The sequence below is a fragment of the Microbacterium sp. 4R-513 genome (assembly GCF_011046485.1).
Taxonomy (GTDB): Bacteria; Actinomycetota; Actinomycetes; order Actinomycetales; family Microbacteriaceae; genus Microbacterium.
In genome coordinates, this window is sequence record NZ_CP049256.1 from 1,358,294 (window position 1) to 1,373,842 (window position 15,549).

Annotated in this window: 13 protein-coding genes; 10 read left to right on the forward strand and 3 right to left on the reverse strand. The window is 70.0% G+C overall.

Going from position 1 to position 15,549, the window contains the following annotated elements; all coding sequences use genetic code 11:
* Window positions 1-252: 252 nt before the first annotated feature.
* The 4 genes from G5T42_RS05930 (at window position 253) to G5T42_RS05945 (ending at window position 4,521) form a co-directional block, all read left to right on the forward strand.
* On the forward strand, window positions 253-990 hold the full coding sequence (locus G5T42_RS05930; RefSeq protein WP_165126762.1) for a potassium channel family protein: 738 nt from the start codon (window positions 253-255) through the stop codon (window positions 988-990).
* 17 nt (window positions 991-1,007) lie between these two features.
* Window positions 1,008-2,012, forward strand: a complete 1,005-nt coding sequence (locus G5T42_RS05935; RefSeq protein ID WP_165126765.1) for a hypothetical protein — start codon at window positions 1,008-1,010, stop codon at window positions 2,010-2,012.
* A gap of 50 nt (window positions 2,013-2,062) precedes the next feature.
* Window positions 2,063-3,340 (forward strand): ion channel protein, encoded by a 1,278-nt coding sequence (locus tag G5T42_RS05940; RefSeq protein ID WP_165126768.1) that lies wholly within the window; start codon window positions 2,063-2,065, stop codon window positions 3,338-3,340.
* A 74-nt stretch (window positions 3,341-3,414) separates the two neighbouring features.
* Complete coding sequence (locus G5T42_RS05945) at window positions 3,415-4,521, forward strand: AI-2E family transporter (protein ID WP_241245975.1); 1,107 nt, start codon at window positions 3,415-3,417, stop codon at window positions 4,519-4,521.
* Window positions 4,522-4,650: 129 nt separating this feature from the next.
* Here the strand turns inward: G5T42_RS05945 and G5T42_RS05950 are convergent, their stop codons facing one another.
* Together G5T42_RS05950 and cls are read right to left on the reverse strand one after the other, a co-directional pair.
* The gene (locus tag G5T42_RS05950; RefSeq protein ID WP_165126771.1) at window positions 4,651-5,250 is read right to left on the reverse strand and encodes a hypothetical protein; all 600 of its coding nucleotides are present in this window, start codon (window positions 5,248-5,250) and stop codon (window positions 4,651-4,653) included.
* 40 nt (window positions 5,251-5,290) lie between these two features.
* Window positions 5,291-6,754, reverse strand: a complete 1,464-nt coding sequence (cls, locus tag G5T42_RS05955; protein WP_165126774.1) for a cardiolipin synthase — start codon at window positions 6,752-6,754, stop codon at window positions 5,291-5,293.
* A 152-nt stretch (window positions 6,755-6,906) separates the two neighbouring features.
* On the opposite strand from cls, the gene G5T42_RS05960 reads away from it, so the two are divergent.
* The 5 genes from G5T42_RS05960 to G5T42_RS05980 all read left to right on the forward strand — a co-directional run bounded on the left by G5T42_RS05960 (window position 6,907) and on the right by G5T42_RS05980 (window position 14,223).
* Window positions 6,907-8,088 (forward strand): AI-2E family transporter, encoded by a 1,182-nt coding sequence (locus tag G5T42_RS05960; protein ID WP_241245976.1) that lies wholly within the window; start codon window positions 6,907-6,909, stop codon window positions 8,086-8,088.
* Window positions 8,089-8,199: 111 nt separating this feature from the next.
* Complete coding sequence (locus G5T42_RS05965) at window positions 8,200-9,420, forward strand: glycosyltransferase (RefSeq protein ID WP_165126777.1); 1,221 nt, start codon at window positions 8,200-8,202, stop codon at window positions 9,418-9,420.
* Between the two features lie 7 nt (window positions 9,421-9,427).
* Window positions 9,428-10,627, forward strand: a complete 1,200-nt coding sequence (locus G5T42_RS05970) for a glycosyltransferase (protein WP_165126780.1) — start codon at window positions 9,428-9,430, stop codon at window positions 10,625-10,627.
* Between the two features lie 256 nt (window positions 10,628-10,883).
* Complete coding sequence (locus G5T42_RS05975; RefSeq protein ID WP_165130103.1) at window positions 10,884-11,882, forward strand: helix-turn-helix domain-containing protein; 999 nt, start codon at window positions 10,884-10,886, stop codon at window positions 11,880-11,882.
* A 133-nt stretch (window positions 11,883-12,015) separates the two neighbouring features.
* Window positions 12,016-14,223 (forward strand): AAA family ATPase, encoded by a 2,208-nt coding sequence (locus G5T42_RS05980; protein WP_165126783.1) that lies wholly within the window; start codon window positions 12,016-12,018, stop codon window positions 14,221-14,223.
* A 77-nt stretch (window positions 14,224-14,300) separates the two neighbouring features.
* Here the strand turns inward: G5T42_RS05980 and G5T42_RS05985 are convergent, their stop codons facing one another.
* The gene (locus G5T42_RS05985; RefSeq protein ID WP_165126786.1) at window positions 14,301-14,882 is read right to left on the reverse strand and encodes a nitroreductase family protein; all 582 of its coding nucleotides are present in this window, start codon (window positions 14,880-14,882) and stop codon (window positions 14,301-14,303) included.
* A 125-nt stretch (window positions 14,883-15,007) separates the two neighbouring features.
* Here G5T42_RS05985 and G5T42_RS05990 point away from each other — a divergent pair, with 125 nt between their 5' ends.
* Entirely contained in the window at window positions 15,008-15,472 is a 465-nt protein-coding gene (locus G5T42_RS05990) for a hypothetical protein (RefSeq protein ID WP_165126788.1), read from the forward strand.
* Window positions 15,473-15,549 lie beyond the last annotated feature (77 nt).

Sequence of the window (15,549 nt, forward strand, 5' to 3'; positions counted from 1 at the left end):
GCGGGTCGCGGTCCGTCGCCGTCAGATGCGCGAGGCCGCTGCGCGGCGCGCGTTCGCGAGCGCTCTTCCCCGCCGCCATCCGTTCGGCGACGGTCGAGGGACGCGTCCACGGCAGGCTGGAGATGTGTGCCTCGGTCATGCGGCACATCCTGCCACCGCGCGGGCGCGCCGGGTCGGGTCGTCACGCAACGCGGGTGAGGTCTCGCGGCGATGCGCCGCGAGGCACCGCACGGCCGGCTCTAGAGTTCAGCCATGGCGCGGGAACGGATGACGTCGGAGCGTTGGGCGCAGCTCACTCACTGGCCCCTGATCGTCGCCTCGCTCCTGTGGCTGACCGCCTACTCCTGGAAGGTGATCGGCGACGTCACCGGCCCGGGCGCGATCGGGCTCTGGGTCGTCATCGGTGCGACGTACCTCACGTTCGTGGTCGACTACCTCGTGCGGCTCATGCTCGCCCGGCCGCGCGCGCCGTGGTTCCGCGCCCACCTGCTCGACCTCGCGATCGTCGCCATTCCCATGCTCCGGATGCTGCGCCTCCTGCGGGTCATGACCTCGTTCACGTTCGGGCAGCAGACCGCCGGCACCCTCCTGCGCAGCCGTATCGCGATCTACGGCGCGGGCGCATCGATGCTCGTCATCTACCTGTGCGCGCTCGCCGTGCTCGAGGCGGAACGCGGTTCTCGGGGTGCGAACATCGTGTCGTTCGGCGACGCGATCTGGTGGGCCTTCGTCACGGTCGCGACCGTCGGATACGGCGACTACTATCCGGTCACGCCGCTCGGACGCATGTGGGCGGTGGGCCTCATGGCAGGCGGCATCGCGATCGTCGGCACCGTCACGGCGACGGTGTCTTCCTGGGTCATCGAGAAGGCGGCGCGCGGGCGCGACGACGACGAGCCTGCGACGCGGGCACAGGTGCGCGGCCTCCTGCAGCAGGTCGGTGAGCTCCGCAAGGAGCTGGCCGACGCGAGGGACGGCACGAAGGAATGACGGCCGCGCCGAGCGCCGTGCCGACACGGCCCCCGCGCCGGGAGCGCCGGATCGAATCCCTCTCGCTGATCCTCGGCGCGGGTGCCTTCGTCATCGTCGCGCTCCTCGCGATGATCGTGTTCCGCTTCCAGCCGGCCGCGATCGCGGGCCAGGGCTCGATCGGTCAGTTCGCCGCCGTGTGCTCGGGGGCCGTCGCCGTCGTCGCCTTCGTGACCGGCGACCTCTTCGTGAAGAGGGGGCGTCGCGGATTCCTCGGCATCGTCGACCTGGCTGCACTCGCCTTCGCGCACGGCGTCATCGCGGTCCTCACCTGGACCCTCGCGTCCGTGATCCTCGAAGACGCCTTCTTCAGCGCCGAGGTCTTCGCGCTCCCGGTCATCGTCCTGTCCGGAGCGGTCGCCGCGGTCACCGCCTACGTCGCGTTCCTTTCGGCCACGCACATGGATCTCACGCTTCTCGCGATCCTGCTCGCCGTGTTCCTCATCGAGGGGATGCTCGCGAGCATGCTCACGGCATCCGATCCCCTCTGGTGGCACGAGCACTTGAGCTCCCTCGGCGCGACGCGCGACATCTCGTCGCTCACCTTCAATCTGACGCTCGTCGTCGCGGGCGTCATGGTGACCACCCTCGCCCGTGCGGCGACGGCGGGCGTGCCCACGAGCCGGCCGGCGGGAACGGCCCGCGTCCGACTCTGCCTCATTCTCATCGGCGTGTTCCTCGCGCTCGTCGGCGTCTTTCAGGTCGACGACTTCTTCTGGCTGCACACCGGGTTCGCATCCGGGATGGCGGTCGTCTACGGCGTGCTCGTCATCCGTCTCCCCGTGTGGGTTCCGGACATCTCGCGATCGTTCGTCCTGCTCGGCTGGGTCTTCTTCGGCGTGCTCCTGCTGCTCGGCGTCCTGTACGGCGTCGGCTACTACACGCTCACCGCCGTCGAGCTGGTGGGCGGGACGCTCGTGTTCACGTGGATCATCCTCTTCCTCCGCAACGCCGCCGCGGTTCAGCACGATCTGACGAGGTGACGGATGCCGCGCCCCCGCCGGCGCGCGATCCCCGGCCATGAAGGAGGCCCATGAGCGACACCATCCCGTCCGCGGTCAGCGTCCGCGCGCTGCTCATCGGTGCCGTCCCGGCCCTCGTGATCGGCGTCGGATCGGCGCTCGTGCTGCGAGCGCTCGACCTCGTGTCGGAGGACCTCCAGCACTTCCTGTGGGACACGCTCCCCGGCTACTTCGGCGCGACCGAGGAGACGCCGTGGTGGATCTTCCTCGTCCTCACCCTCACGGGAGCCGCGGTCGGGGCGATCGTGTGGCTCGTCCCGGGTCACGGCGGACCCGACTCCGCGACCACGGAGCTGGGCGGGCCGCCGCCCAAGCTCGGCGCCGTGCCGACCATCCTCCTCGTTGCGATCCTCGGGCTCGCGGGAGGAGTGAGCCTCGGGCCTGAGAATCCGACGATCGCCGTGAACTCGGCGCTCGCGGTGGCGCTCCTCGGGCGCCTCTCGCGTCGGGTCCCACCGGCGTTCCTCGTGCTGCTGGCCGTGTCCGGCACGATCGGAGCGCTCTTCGCGACGCCGGTGGCTGCGGCGCTCGTCCTCACCGGCACGGTCGGCGCGCTCGCGATGCCGGGAACGCTGTGGGACAAGCTGTGCCTACCCCTCGCATCGGCGGGCGCCGGCGCCGTGACGATGATCCTCGTCGGCGGCGAGCCGATCGCCTTCGAGCTGACGCCGATGGGCGAGTACCAGTGGATCTACCTTCTGCAGGGCGTCCTCGTCGCGGGGGTCTCAGCCCTCCTCGGCATCGCCGCGGCGTTCGTGTTCCCGTACCTGCACCGTGCCTTCCACGCCCTGCGCAATCCGCTGATCTTCACGACGCTCGGCGGCATGATCCTCGGGGTGCTGGGCATCATCGGCGGGCCGATCACCCTCTTCAAGGGCCTCGCCCAGACGGCCGACCTGCTCGAGCATCCCGGCGACTACTCGGCGCCGGAGCTGGCCCTCTTCACGGCGGTCAAGATCGTCGCACTGCTCATCGCCGCGAGTGCCGGCTTCCGCGGCGGACGCATCTTCCCCGCCGTCTTCGTCGGCACGGCCTTCGGCCTGCTCGCCTACGCCCTCATCCCCGGCATCCCGATCTCGCTCGCCGTCGCATGCGGGGTCATGGGCATCATCCTGGCCGCGACCCGGGACGGCTGGATCGCGCTCTTCGTCGGCGTCGTGCTCACCGGCGACATCGCGGTGCTGCCCCTCATGTGCCTCATCATCTTCCCGGTCTGGCTCCTCGTCACGAAGGCGCCCGAGCTGGTCGTCCACCCGAGGCAGGAGCAGGACACGCGCGAGGCGGCGTGAGCCGCGGCATCCCGGATCTCACCGCCTGCGCGCGCCCGCACGGGAGCGCGCCGCCGCGACGCTAGCCTGACGCCGTGAAGCGCCACCGCCCGCTGCCACCGACTGCACCAGCTCCGGCTGCGCCGGTTCTCTCGCCGACGCTGCGCACCCTCCTCGGTCTCGCCGCGGCTGTCGTGGCGCTCGCCGGTCTGTCGTTCGCCCGCGAGCTCGTCGGGCCGCTCGTCCTCGGCGCCGTCATCGTGATCATCTGCCACCCCGTGCGGTTCCCGCTCGAGCGCCGCGGATGGCCGAGCTGGGCCGCGACGACGGCCGTCATCGTCGTGGGATACCTGATCCTCGCCGTGATGGTGGCGCTCCTCTGGTACGCCGGCGTGCAGTTCGCGCGGCTCGTGGTCTCGTACGAGGACGAGCTGAAGGCGACCGCGGAGTCGGTCGTCTCGTGGCTGCGGTCGATCGGCCTCGACGATCAGGCGGCGGATGCCACGGCATCCGTCCTGCGACCCGCCAATGTCCTCTCGTTCGCCACCTCGCTCGGCGGCACCGTGCTCAGCGTGCTCACGGCGTTCTTCTTCGTCGTGGCCTACGTCATCTTCATGGCGGCGGACGGCGCCCGCTATTCACGTGCGGAGGCGGCGTTCGGGCGCGGAGTGCGGCCGAGGGTGCGGCGCTTCGAGGCCTACAACTCCGGCGTGCGCCGCTACTACGTCGTCAACGCGACGTTCGGTGCGATCGTCGCGGTCATCGACGGCCTCGCGCTGTGGGCCCTCGGCGTTCCCGCGCCCGCGGTGTGGGCGATCCTCGCCTTCGTCACCAACTTCGTGCCGAACATCGGGTTCGTCCTGGGCCTGATCCCGCCGGCGCTGCTCGCGCTCGTGGTGGGCGGGTGGCCCCTCATGCTCGTCGTCATCGCGATCTACTGCGTCGTGAACGTGACCCTGCAGGTGCTCATCCAGCCGAAGTTCGTGAGCGACGCCGTGAGCCTGAGCCTCACGCTCAGCTTCTTCTCGGTCATCTTCTGGACGTTCATCATCGGGCCCCTCGGCGCCATCCTCTCGATCCCGTTGACGCTCCTCGTCCGCGCGCTGGTGCTCGAAGGCGACCCGGACGCGCGGTGGCTGCGCTGGCTCTCGGGCGACCACGACGCCGCGCCTATGCACCAGGCGCAGGCCGAGCCCGACTGACCCGCGCCGCGCGACGACGAACATCGGATAATCGCGCGAACGTCGGAGAGATCGGCGGGAACGATCCGAGATCGGTGCGAATCTCCGAAGTTCGTCGACGGATGCCGCGACCCGGCGCGCGCGGCGGCACTAGGGGCGGGGCGGCTCGATGACGAGCACGGTCGGCGACTCGCCCAGCGCGACGTCGTCGACGACCCGGACGGTGCGCGCGAGATCGTCGATGCTCCCCATCACGATGCCGAAGCGCTCGCGGTCCGAGCACACGGCCGTGACCGTGATGAAGTGGGTGCCGGTGTCCCACGTGTAGGTCGCGAACGGCGGTGTCCGAGGGTCGGAGGGCAGCGCCATCGCGAGCTTCTCGCCGACGCCGAGGTACGGGTTGCGGAACGACTCGGTGTCGTCGTACTCCATCGGCATCATGGCCCGCGCAGCCCGCAGCTGCGCCGTCGCCTCCTGGATCTGCGCCATGACGACCAGGAGGTCGGGGTCGGCCTTCCAGACCCAGACGAGCACCCGGCCGGCTGCGCGGCGCATGAGGAATGGCGCGGCCTGGCTCATGCCCCACGCGAGGAACCCGTTGCCCTGGCGCTCGCTCTGACCCATCGCGCGGTTCGCCTGGGTCAGCAGCATCCTGATCGCCGTCCTGCGGTGGCGGCGCCCGCGGAAGCCGAGGGAATCGGTGACGGGCACCCAGAGAGTCGCGTCGGCGTCCGCCTGGAGTCGGGGCATGCGTCCAGGGTAGGCGGTCGGAACCGGCCGTTCCTGGGTGCTAGTTCAGAGCCGACGTGAGGCGGGCGACGCCGTCGTAGAACGTCGCGCTGCGCGGCTGCCGCTGCCACTCCTCGAGGGTGAGCTCACGCCCCGCCTGCCGGTAGCCCTCCTCGACCGCGCGCATGCCGGCGACGAACGAGGCTCCCCGCACCAGCACCGATACCTCGGCGTTCAGGCTGAACGAGCGGATGTCCATGTTGCTCGACCCGATGACGGCGATGTCGTCGTCGATCGAGAAGTGCTTGGAGTGCAGGATGTACGGCGCCGGGTACAGGAAGATGCGCACGCCGGCCTGCAGCAGCACCTCGTAGTACGACCGCTGCGCGTGCCACACGAGCCATTGGTCGCCGATCTCCGATACGAAGAGCTGCACCTCGACCCCTCGCTCGCACGCGGACGTGATCGCGTAGACCATGGCCTCGTCGGGGACGAAGTAGGGGCTCGTGAGGATGACCTTCTCGGTCGCGCCGTAGATGAGCGAGAGGAACAGGCGGAGGTTGTTCTCGGTCGAGTAGGTGGGTCCGCTCGGCACGACCTGGCACAGCAGATCGCCCCTCGCGGGCATCGACTCGACGGCGACGTACTCGTCCGCGAGCTGCTGGCCGGTCTCGATCGCCCAGTCCGAGAGGAAGACGACATTGAGAGCGGATGCCGCGGGCCCCTCCACGCGCGTCACGAGCTCCTGCCACTGCAGCCCCCGCTTGATGTTCTTCGGCGAGTCGTAGCTGCGGTCGATGAGGTTCTGCGACCCGGTGAACGCGACAGTCCCGTCGACCACGACGATCTTGCGGTGATTGCGCAGGTCGGGGCGCTGGTACTTCCCCTTGAAGGGCTCGACGGGAAGCATCCACGACCACTCGACCCCGATCCGGTCGAGCTCGGCCGTCATCTCCTTCGAGTTCTTGACCTTGCGCGTCGCGACGTGGTCGGCGAGGACGCGGATCTTGACTCCTCGCTTCACGGCGTTCTCCATGGCGGTGAAGAAGGGGCGCGTCGTGTCATCCAGCCCGATGATGAAGAACTCGACGTGCACGTAGCGCTCGGCCCTGTCGACCTCCTGCGCCATCTGCAGGATCGACCCGTTGTAGTCGCCGTTGAGTGTCATCGCATTGCCGTGGAGGGCCGGGATGCCGGTCAGCGCCTCCGCCTGCTGGAGCACGCGCTGGAACCACCGCGGCTCGTCCTCGTGTGGGGGCTCGAGGTTCGCGAGGGCCACGCGCTCGCGGATCTGCGCATCGATGCGAGCCTGCTCCTCGACGCGGCGCTTGGGCAGCTTGATGCTGCCGATGAGGAGGAAGAGCAGGATGCCGAAGTACGGGAACAGGAAGATCGCGAGGAGCCAGGCCATCGCGGCCGTGGGTTTGCGGCGCTTGGGGAGGATCAGGAGCGCGGCCACGATGATCGCGGCGTTCACCAGGACTCCCGCGATCCAGATCAGGTTCGCGGTCAGGGCGGGTTCCATGGCGAGAGTCTCCCGACGTCACGGGCGGGACCGGTCCCCGCCGATGTCCTGAACCGTACCGCGCGACGGTGCCTACCGTGTCATCCCGAGCGGGTGATCCCCCGGCCTCGTGGGAGGCGCGCTCGCCGGGTCGTGGGGCCTACAGTGGCGCCATGAGCGACTCGTCCGCCTCGATCGGCGCGCCCCTGCCACCCGCGGAGCAGCCGATGGCGGCGACCCTGGTGACGCCGGATGCCGAGGCATCCGTCCCCCGCGCGGAACCCGAGACCGGCATCAGGGGCAAGATCCTCGCCGTCATCGACCGGCCGCTCGTGGGGGGCTTCGCGGCGACCCTCGGCGTGCTCGGCGCTCTGCTCCTCGGTGCGGCGCTCATCTCGATCTCGACGATCCTCGTCTACATCGCGCTCGCCCTCTTCCTGTCGCTGGGGCTCGACCCCATCGTGCGGCTGCTCGAGCGCCACAACGTCAAGCGGGGCGCGGGGATCGGCATCGTCTTCGGCGCGTTCGCGCTGCTCATGGCGGCGTTCCTGATCTTCGTGCTTCCGCCTGTCCTGGCGCAGATCGGGCAGTTCGTGCGGGCCATCCCGGAGGGGCTCGACGAGATCCCGCAGGCCGACTGGTTCCTCGCGCTCCCTGCCGACTGGCAGGTCGGCCTCGGCGTCGCGATCGACCAGCTCGCGGCAACCCTGTCCGACCCGGCCTTCCTCGCCGCGCTCGGGGGAGGGGTGCTGTCGGTCGGGGTCGGCATCGTCGCCGCGATCTCGGGCGGGTTCATCGTCGTGGCGCTGACGCTGTACTTCCTCGCCTCGCTCTCGGCCATGAAGAACGCGCTCTACTCGCTCGCGCCGGCGCGGTCCCGGCCGAAGCTGAGCGACATGACGGAGCGCATCACCGGCTCCGTCGGAAGCGCCCTCATCGGCTCGGTCACGCTCTCCTCGCTGAACGCGATCGTCGTGTTCGTGCTGCACATCGTCATCGGACTGCCGTTTCCGGCCCTCATGGCGGTGGTGGCCTTCGTCATCACGCTCATCCCGCTGTTCGGCTCGGTCATCTTCTGGATCCTGGCGTCGGTCATCGCGCTCTTCTCGAGTCCGCAGCAGGCGCTCATCTTCTTCATCGCCTACCTCGTCTACATCCAGATCGAGTCCTACGTCGTGAGCCCGCGTGTCATGAACCGTGCGATCTCGATCCCCGCCGCGCTCGTGCTCATCGCCGCGATGGTCGGCGGCACCCTCATGGGCGTCCTCGGCGTGCTGGTAGCCCTGCCGGTGACGGCGTCGATCCTGCTCATCATCCGTGAGGTCGTCGTTCCCAAGCAGGACCTCAAGACCTGAGCGGGCCGCCCCGGCGCGGTCTCCGCGGCCCGGAAGGGCGCTCGGGTAGAGTGGTCGGGCGCCTGGGCCCCCTTCCCGGCGCGCCGCAGAGATAGGCAGCCACCGATTCCCGTGACTCCCCCCGCGACTCCCGACAGTTCCGCCGTCGACACCGGCGCGCGCCCCGAGCGACTCACCATCCTCATCGGAGCGGACACCTTCTTCCCCGACGTCAACGGCGCCGCGCGGTTCGCCGAGCGTCTGGCGGCCGGCCTCGTCGCACGAGGCCACGACGTGCACGTCGCCGCGCCCAGCAAGACGCACCGCCAGCACGGCACGTTCCGCGAGGTCATCGAGGGCGAGGAGATGACGATCCACCGCCTGCCGTCGTGGCGCTGGTACCCGCACGACTGGCTGCGCTTCGTCATGCCCTTCCGCTCCAAGTACTACGCCCGCCGCGTGCTCAGCGAGGTGCAGCCGGACGTCGTGCACATCCAGTCGCACATCGTCATCGGCCGCGGGCTCACCCGCATCGCCCGGCAGCGAGGCATCCCGGTCGTCGCGACGAACCACGTGATGGCCGAGAACGTCCTGGACTTCACGATCCTGCCGAAGGCCGTGACCCGCCGCGCCGTCAAGCTCGCGTGGGACGACGCCAAGCGCACGTTCGACATGACCCGCGCGGTGACGACGCCGACGCGCAAGGCGGCCGAGTTCCTCGAGCACACGATCAAGATCCGCGACGTCATCGCGATCAGCTGCGGCATCGATCGGTCGAACTACACACCCGACCTGACCCCGCGCGACGCGAATCGCATCCTCTTCGTCGGCCGCCTCACGACCGAGAAGCGGATCGACGACGTGCTGCGCGCCATCGCGAAGCTCGACCCGGCGCTCGATGTGCACTTCGACGTCGTCGGCGGCGGCGACCAGCGCCGCAACCTCGAGCACCTGACGCACCAGCTCGGCCTCGAGAGCCGCGTCACATTCCACGGCCACACGTCCGAGGAGGAGCTCCGCTCCCTCTACTCGCGCGCCAGCGTCTTCGCGATCGCGTCGATCGCCGAGCTGCAGTCGATCGCGACGATGGAGGCCATGGCCTCGGGGCTGCCGGTCGTGGCGGCCGATGCCGTCGCTCTTCCCCACCTCGTGCACGACGGCGAGAACGGCTATCTCTTTGAGCCGGGCGACGTCGATCAGCTCGCCGCGCGACTCACGGATGTGCTGACCGCATCGCCAGAGGATCGCCTGCGCATGCAGCAGGCATCGCTCGACGGCGTCAAGGTGCACGACATCCACCGGACGCTCGACACCTTCGAGGCGCTCTACCGCGACGAACCGCTGCCCGAGTAGGCCCGCCGTGCACGTCGTGATGTTCGGCGACCAGCACGTCGAGTCGCTCGGCGGGGCCCAGGTCTCGATGCGTCTGCAGCGGCGGTTCCTCGAGCGTGCCGGGCACACCGTCACGATCGTGGCACCCGCGATGCACGGGCCGCGCGGGAAGGCCGTCCGGCCCGACCCCGCCTACGTCGACCTGCCGTCCATCCCCCTCACGCCCGATCGCGAGTACTCCTTCACCTGGCCCGGCTCCCGGACCGACAGATGGGTGGATGCCGCGCTCCGCGGCCGTCCGGCGGTCGACGTCGTGCACGTCCAGGCCGACTTCTGGGGTGCGTACATCGGCCACCGGTTCGCTGCTCGGCACCGGCTTCCCGTCGTCCACACGATGCACAACCGCGTCGACGTCGGCATCGAGGCGACGGCTCCCATGCCGAAGCTCGTCCTCCGCGTGCTCAACGCGTGGGAGCGCCGCGCCCTGGGCGGGGGCGGGGCGGGCGTCGACGGCTGGGCCTATCTGCGCCGCTTCGCGGCCCGCAGCGCGGCCGTCACCGCGCCGTCGAGCCATTTCGCCGGGCGCCTCGAGCAGCACGGCGTCGTGCCAGCCTCGGGCCGGGTCGACGTCATCTGGAACGGGATCGATGACGAGGTGCTCGACGCCGCGCTGGCCGAGCCGTCGAACGGTCGCACTCCCGGACCGCCGAGGTTCGTCTGGCTCGGACGCATGAGCCCCGAGAAGCGGCTGCTTCCCTTCCTCGAGGCGCTCGCCGAGTCCGGCGTCCGCGCCGACATCGAGATCATCGGCGGCGGCGGACAGCTCGGCGCGGCGCGCCGGCTCGTCGAGAAGCGGCGGCCCGCGGCATCCGTCGTCTTCGCCGGCAGGCAGACCTACGCCGAGACCCTGCGCCGCATCCGAGCCGCCGATGCGGTCGTTCAGACCTCGATCGGCTTCGAGACGCAGGGGATGACCGTGTTCGAGGCCGCATCGCTCGGGACGCCCTCGATCGTGAGCGACCCCGACATCGCGGCCGAGCTGGGCTCGGGCTTCTGGCGGGTGCGGGATGCCTCGACCCCCGCGCTCGCGGACGCGCTGCGGCGGGCCGCCGCCGACGTCGAGGCCGGGACGGCGCCGGTGCCCGATGCGTCGATCCGCGAGCGGTTCCGCCAGTCCTCGAGGACGGCAGCCATGGTCGAGGTCTACGACCGGGTGCGCGCCCGCTGACGCGGGGCGGCGGCGTGGCTAGGGAAGGCGGGTGCGGTCGGTCGGCGTCCGGCGGTAGCCGTCCCTGGGGAGGGCGGCGATCGTCGAGGCGAAGGCGACCACGGAAAGGGCTGCGAGAAGAATCACCATCAACATGGCAGAAACGCTACGCTTGCGCCGGAACTGCCACGAGTGGCAGGATGGACAGGCATCGTGCGAAAACTGCCACCGTGAGGGCGGCCTCGATGCATCGGCTCGCTACGACCGGGAGATGCCCATGAAGACCGTCGCCGTCATCGTCCAAGACGGGTTCGCGCCCTTCGAATTCGGCCTCGCGTGCGAGGCGTTCGGGCTCGACCGCTCGGATGACGGCATCCCGAACTTCGACTTCCGCATCGTCACGCCCGAACCCGGGCCTGTCAGCGCCAACATCGGCTTCTCTATCAACGTCGAGCACGACCTCACGTTCGCGGACGAGGCGGACCTCGTCGTCGTGACGCCGATCCCGCGCCGGTCGTGGGGGAGCGTCGACGAGCGGGTCCTCGACGTGGTGCGGCGCGCCGCCGCCCGCGGCGCGTGGGTGCTGAGCGTGTGCAGCGGGTCGTTCGTCATGGCGGCCTCGGGCATCCTCGACGGGCGCCGTGCCACGACCCACTGGAAGTACGCCGCGACGATGAAGGCGATGTATCCGTCGATCGACGTCGACCCCGACGTGCTCTACGTCCAGGACGGCCACCTCATCACGAGTGCCGGCACCGCCGCGGGCCTCGACGCCTGCCTGCATCTCCTGCGCCAGGAGCTGGGCGCCGAGATGGCCAACAAGATCGCGCGCCGCATGGTCGTGCCGCCGCAGCGCGACGGGGGGCAGGCGCAGTTCATCGACCGGCCGCTGCCGGAGGTGCAGAGCCTCTCGCTCGCGCCGGTGACCGACTGGATGCTCGAGAACATCCGCCTCGAGCTCACCGTCGACCAGCTCGCCGCGAAGGCGCACATGTCGCCGCGCACGTTCGCACGGCGCTTCAAGGCCGATTTCGGAGCCACGCCGGCGGCGTGGCTCGCCCGCCAGCGGATCATCCACGCCCAGCGCCTCCTCGAGAAGACCGACCTGGGCCTCGACCGCATCGCGTACGAGAGCGGGTTCGGCTCGGCCGCTGTGCTGCGGCAGAACTTCGCGCGCGTGCTCGGCATCACCCCGACGGCCTACCGCGCGCGCTTCTGCTGCACGGCTCCCGCTGCCCGGGCTGCGCAGAAGGATGCCGAGGTGCTCGTCGCCTGACGCGCTCCCCTTGGCTACGGACGGCGTGGCGAAGCGCCGGGGGTGATCGGCCGCGCATTGCCGCGGCATCCTTCGCCTGCTAAACTTGAGCCAGAACGACTCAAGTTTTAGTCGCAAAGCTTCCAGGAGACAGATGAACGCCACGCAGATGCCCGGACAGGAGGACTCGCAGAGCGCCCTCGAGCAGTTCGGGATCAATCTCACCGACCGGGCCCGGCAGGGCAAGCTCGACCCCGTCATCGGGCGCGACAGCGAGATCCGGCGCGTCAGCCAGGTGCTGACCCGCCGTACGAAGAACAACCCCGTGCTGATCGGGGAACCCGGCGTCGGCAAGACGGCCGTCGTCGAGGGCCTCGCGCAGCGCATCGTCGCGGGCGACGTCGCCGACTCGCTCAAGGACAAGGAGCTCGTCACCCTCGACATCTCGGCGCTCGTCGCTGGCGCGATGTACCGAGGGCAGTTCGAAGAGCGCCTCAAGAACGTCCTCAAGGAGATCACCGAGTCCAACGGGCGGATCATCACGTTCATCGACGAGCTGCACGTCTTGATGGGCGCGGGCGGCGGCGAGGGCTCGGTCGCGGCCTCGAACATGCTCAAGCCCATGCTCGCGCGCGGCGAGCTGCGCATGATCGGCGCGACGACGCTCAACGAGTACCGCGAGTTCATCGAGAAGGATGCCGCGCTCGAGCGCCGCTTCCAGCAGGTCTACGTCGGCGAGCCGAGCGTCGAAGACACCGTCGCGATCCTCCGCGGCCTCAAGGAGCGCTACGAGGCGCACCACAAGGTCGCGATCGCCGACGGCGCGCTCGTCGCCGCGGCATCCCTCTCGCACCGCTACATCCCGGCGCGCCAGCTGCCCGACAAGGCGATCGACCTCATCGACGAGGCGGCATCGCGCCTGCGCATGGAGATCGACTCGGCGCCGCTCGAGATCGACGAGCTGCGCCGTCACGTCGACCGGCTGAAGCTCGAAGAGCTCGCCCTCAAGAAGGAGAAGGATGAGGCCTCGAAGGAGCGTCTCGCGGCGCTGCGCGAGCAGCTGAGTCAGGAGAAGGCGCAGCTCGACGAGCTTCAGGCGCGGTGGGAGCGCGAGCGTGCGTCGCTCAACCGCGTCGGCGACCTCAAGACGAAGCTCGATGCCGCGCGCATGGAGGCCGAGCGCGCGCAGCGCGAGGGGAACCTCGAGAAGGCGTCGCGCCTGCTCTACGCCGAGATCCCGGCGCTCGAGCGCGAGCTCATGACGGCCGAGCGCGACGAGCCGGCCGGCGACCGCATGGTCAACGACCAGGTCACCGAGGAGGACATCGCCGCCGTCATCGCAGCGTGGACGGGCATCCCCGTCGGACGCCTCATGCAGGGCGAGACCGAGAAGCTGCTGCACCTCGAGGCCGAGCTGGGCAAGCGCCTCATCGGCCAGAAGGAGGCCGTCAAGGCGGTGTCCGACGCGGTGCGCCGCTCCCGCGCGGGGATCAGCGACCCGAACCGTCCGACGGGCTCGTTCCTCTTCCTCGGCCCGACCGGTGTCGGAAAGACCGAGCTCGCGAAGGCGCTCGCCGAGTTCCTCTTCGACGACGAGCACGCCATGGTGCGCATCGACATGTCGGAGTACGGCGAGAAGCACTCCGTCTCGCGACTCGTCGGAGCTCCTCCCGGGTACATCGGCTACGAGCAGGGCGGTCAGCTGACCGAAGCCGTGCGTCGTCGCCCGTACAGCGTCGTCCTGCTCGACGAGGTCGAGAAGGCACATCCCGAGGTCTTCGACGTGCTGCTGCAGGTCATGGACGACGGGCGCCTCACCGACGGCCAGGGTCGCACCGTCGACTTCAAGAACGTCATCCTGATCCTCACCTCGAACCTCGGCTCGCCGATCCTCATCGACCCGACGATCCCGTTCGAGCAGAAGCGCGAGCAGGTGCAGGCCCTCGTGCGGCAGGCGTTCAAGCCGGAGTTCGTGAACCGGCTCGACGACATCGTGGTGTTCCAGGCGCTCACCGAAGATGACCTCGCGCAGATCGTCGAGCTCACCGTCGACGCGCTGCAGCGGCGCCTTCACGACCGCCGCCTGACGCTCGCCGTGACACCCGAGGCGCGCACGTGGCTCGCCGAGCGCGGCTACGACCCCGTGTTCGGCGCGCGCCCGCTGCGCCGGCTCATCCAGTCGGAGATCCAGGACCGCCTCGCCATGGGCCTGCTGTCGGGCGGCGTCCGCGACGGCGATGTCGTGCGGGTGGATGTCGCGGCCGACGGCACGCAGCTCGTCCTCACGAGCGACGGGCCGGCCGCCGCCGAAGGACCCTCCGAGGATGAGGACGTGATCGAGGCCGAGCTCCTCGACGACTGACGTCGGCACGCGAGCCCGAGCGACGGATGCCCCGTCCCGCAGGTGCGGGACGGGGCATCCGTTCTTCGTGGTTTGCGTCAGTCGTTCACGAGCACCGACTCGGCGACAGGACGGCGCACGCGGGGGGCGTTCTCGCGCGCCTGCAGCTCGTCGGAGGCGGTGCGGATGTCGCCGAGCTCGCCGACGGCCATGACGGTCACCGGCACGAAGCCCTCGGCGAGACCGAAGCCGGCCGCGATCGCCGCGTGGTCGAAGCCGCCCATCTGGTGCGTCGAGAGGCCCGCGGCGTGCGCCTGGACCGTGAAGTGGGCGGCGACCTGGCCGGCGTCGTACTCGGCCCAGCGCATCGGCTTGCCGTCGCGCTCCGTCTCGGCGATGAAGACCACGAGAGCCGCGGCGTCGCCGGCCCACGCGCTGTTGAAGCCTGCGAGCGACGCGAGCACCTTCGCGTGCGACTGCGAACCGCGGCGGGCGACGATGACGCGCCACGCCTGGGTGTTGGCGGCGGTGGGGGTCCAGCGCGCGGCCTCGAGGGCGCTCGCGAGGGCGGCCTCGTCGATGACGGCGTCGCGGTCGAAGATGCGGGTGCTCCAGCGCTCGGCGAGGATGTCGAGGATCGGGGCGTCCGTCTCGGCGGTGCGGTCGATGAGAGTGGACATGGGCGTCTCCTTGGGTTGAGCGGTTCTGCGGGGACGCCTTCGGCCCGGATCTATGCAACAGCATGAATCCCGGAACCATTCCCGCACGTCCCGGCCAGCGGGAGCGGGTGGGCTACGGTCGGATCATGCGGATGGCAGGCTCCGGCCGTTTCGTCTTCGTCGCCCAGTGGGTGGCGGCGGTGCTGCTGCCCGTGTTCTTCTTCCTCGGCCGCAGCCTCGTCGGCGCTGAGCTCGGGTGGCTCGCCCTCGTGGGGATCGTCTACGGGATCTTCGTCATCCTGATCCTGCTCGTGCCGCCGCTGCTGACGCTCTTCGACACCGAGGGCCGCCGCCGGCGCTCTACGCGGCTGCTGTACGACATCTCGAGCTTCGTGCTGTGGGCGGGACTCGTCGTCGGCGCGCTCACGGCCCCCGACTCCGGCGACAGCGGGCACCTCGACTCCGCGTTCACGACCTGGACCGGCGCTTCGTACGAGGTGTCGCAGGCGATCTTCATCGGCGCCGCCGAGGTGACCGGCATCGCCTATCTCGCGCAGCTCGTGACCGCGATCATCGGCATCGTCCGCGGCCGCCGGGTCGCCGCATCGTGAGGATCGTCCGCGCGCTCTGGGGTTCGACGCATCCGGGACCCACGCTCGTCGTCACGGGTCTCGCCCTCGCGCTCGGG

Coding starts and splice junctions, on each gene's coding strand:
- G5T42_RS05930 (WP_165126762.1), top strand. CDS start 253: ATGGCGCGGGAACGGATGACGTCGGAGCGTTGGGCGCAGCTCACTCAC.
- G5T42_RS05940 (WP_165126768.1), top strand. CDS start 2,063: ATGAGCGACACCATCCCGTCCGCGGTCAGCGTCCGCGCGCTGCTCATC.
- G5T42_RS05950 (WP_165126771.1), bottom strand. CDS start 5,250: ATGCCCCGACTCCAGGCGGACGCCGACGCGACTCTCTGGGTGCCCGTC.
- cls (WP_165126774.1), bottom strand. CDS start 6,754: ATGGAACCCGCCCTGACCGCGAACCTGATCTGGATCGCGGGAGTCCTG.
- G5T42_RS05960 (WP_241245976.1), top strand. CDS start 6,907: ATGAGCGACTCGTCCGCCTCGATCGGCGCGCCCCTGCCACCCGCGGAG.
- G5T42_RS05975 (WP_165130103.1), top strand. CDS start 10,884: ATGAAGACCGTCGCCGTCATCGTCCAAGACGGGTTCGCGCCCTTCGAA.
- G5T42_RS05980 (WP_165126783.1), top strand. CDS start 12,016: ATGAACGCCACGCAGATGCCCGGACAGGAGGACTCGCAGAGCGCCCTC.
- G5T42_RS05985 (WP_165126786.1), bottom strand. CDS start 14,882: ATGTCCACTCTCATCGACCGCACCGCCGAGACGGACGCCCCGATCCTC.
- G5T42_RS05990 (WP_165126788.1), top strand. CDS start 15,008: ATGCGGATGGCAGGCTCCGGCCGTTTCGTCTTCGTCGCCCAGTGGGTG.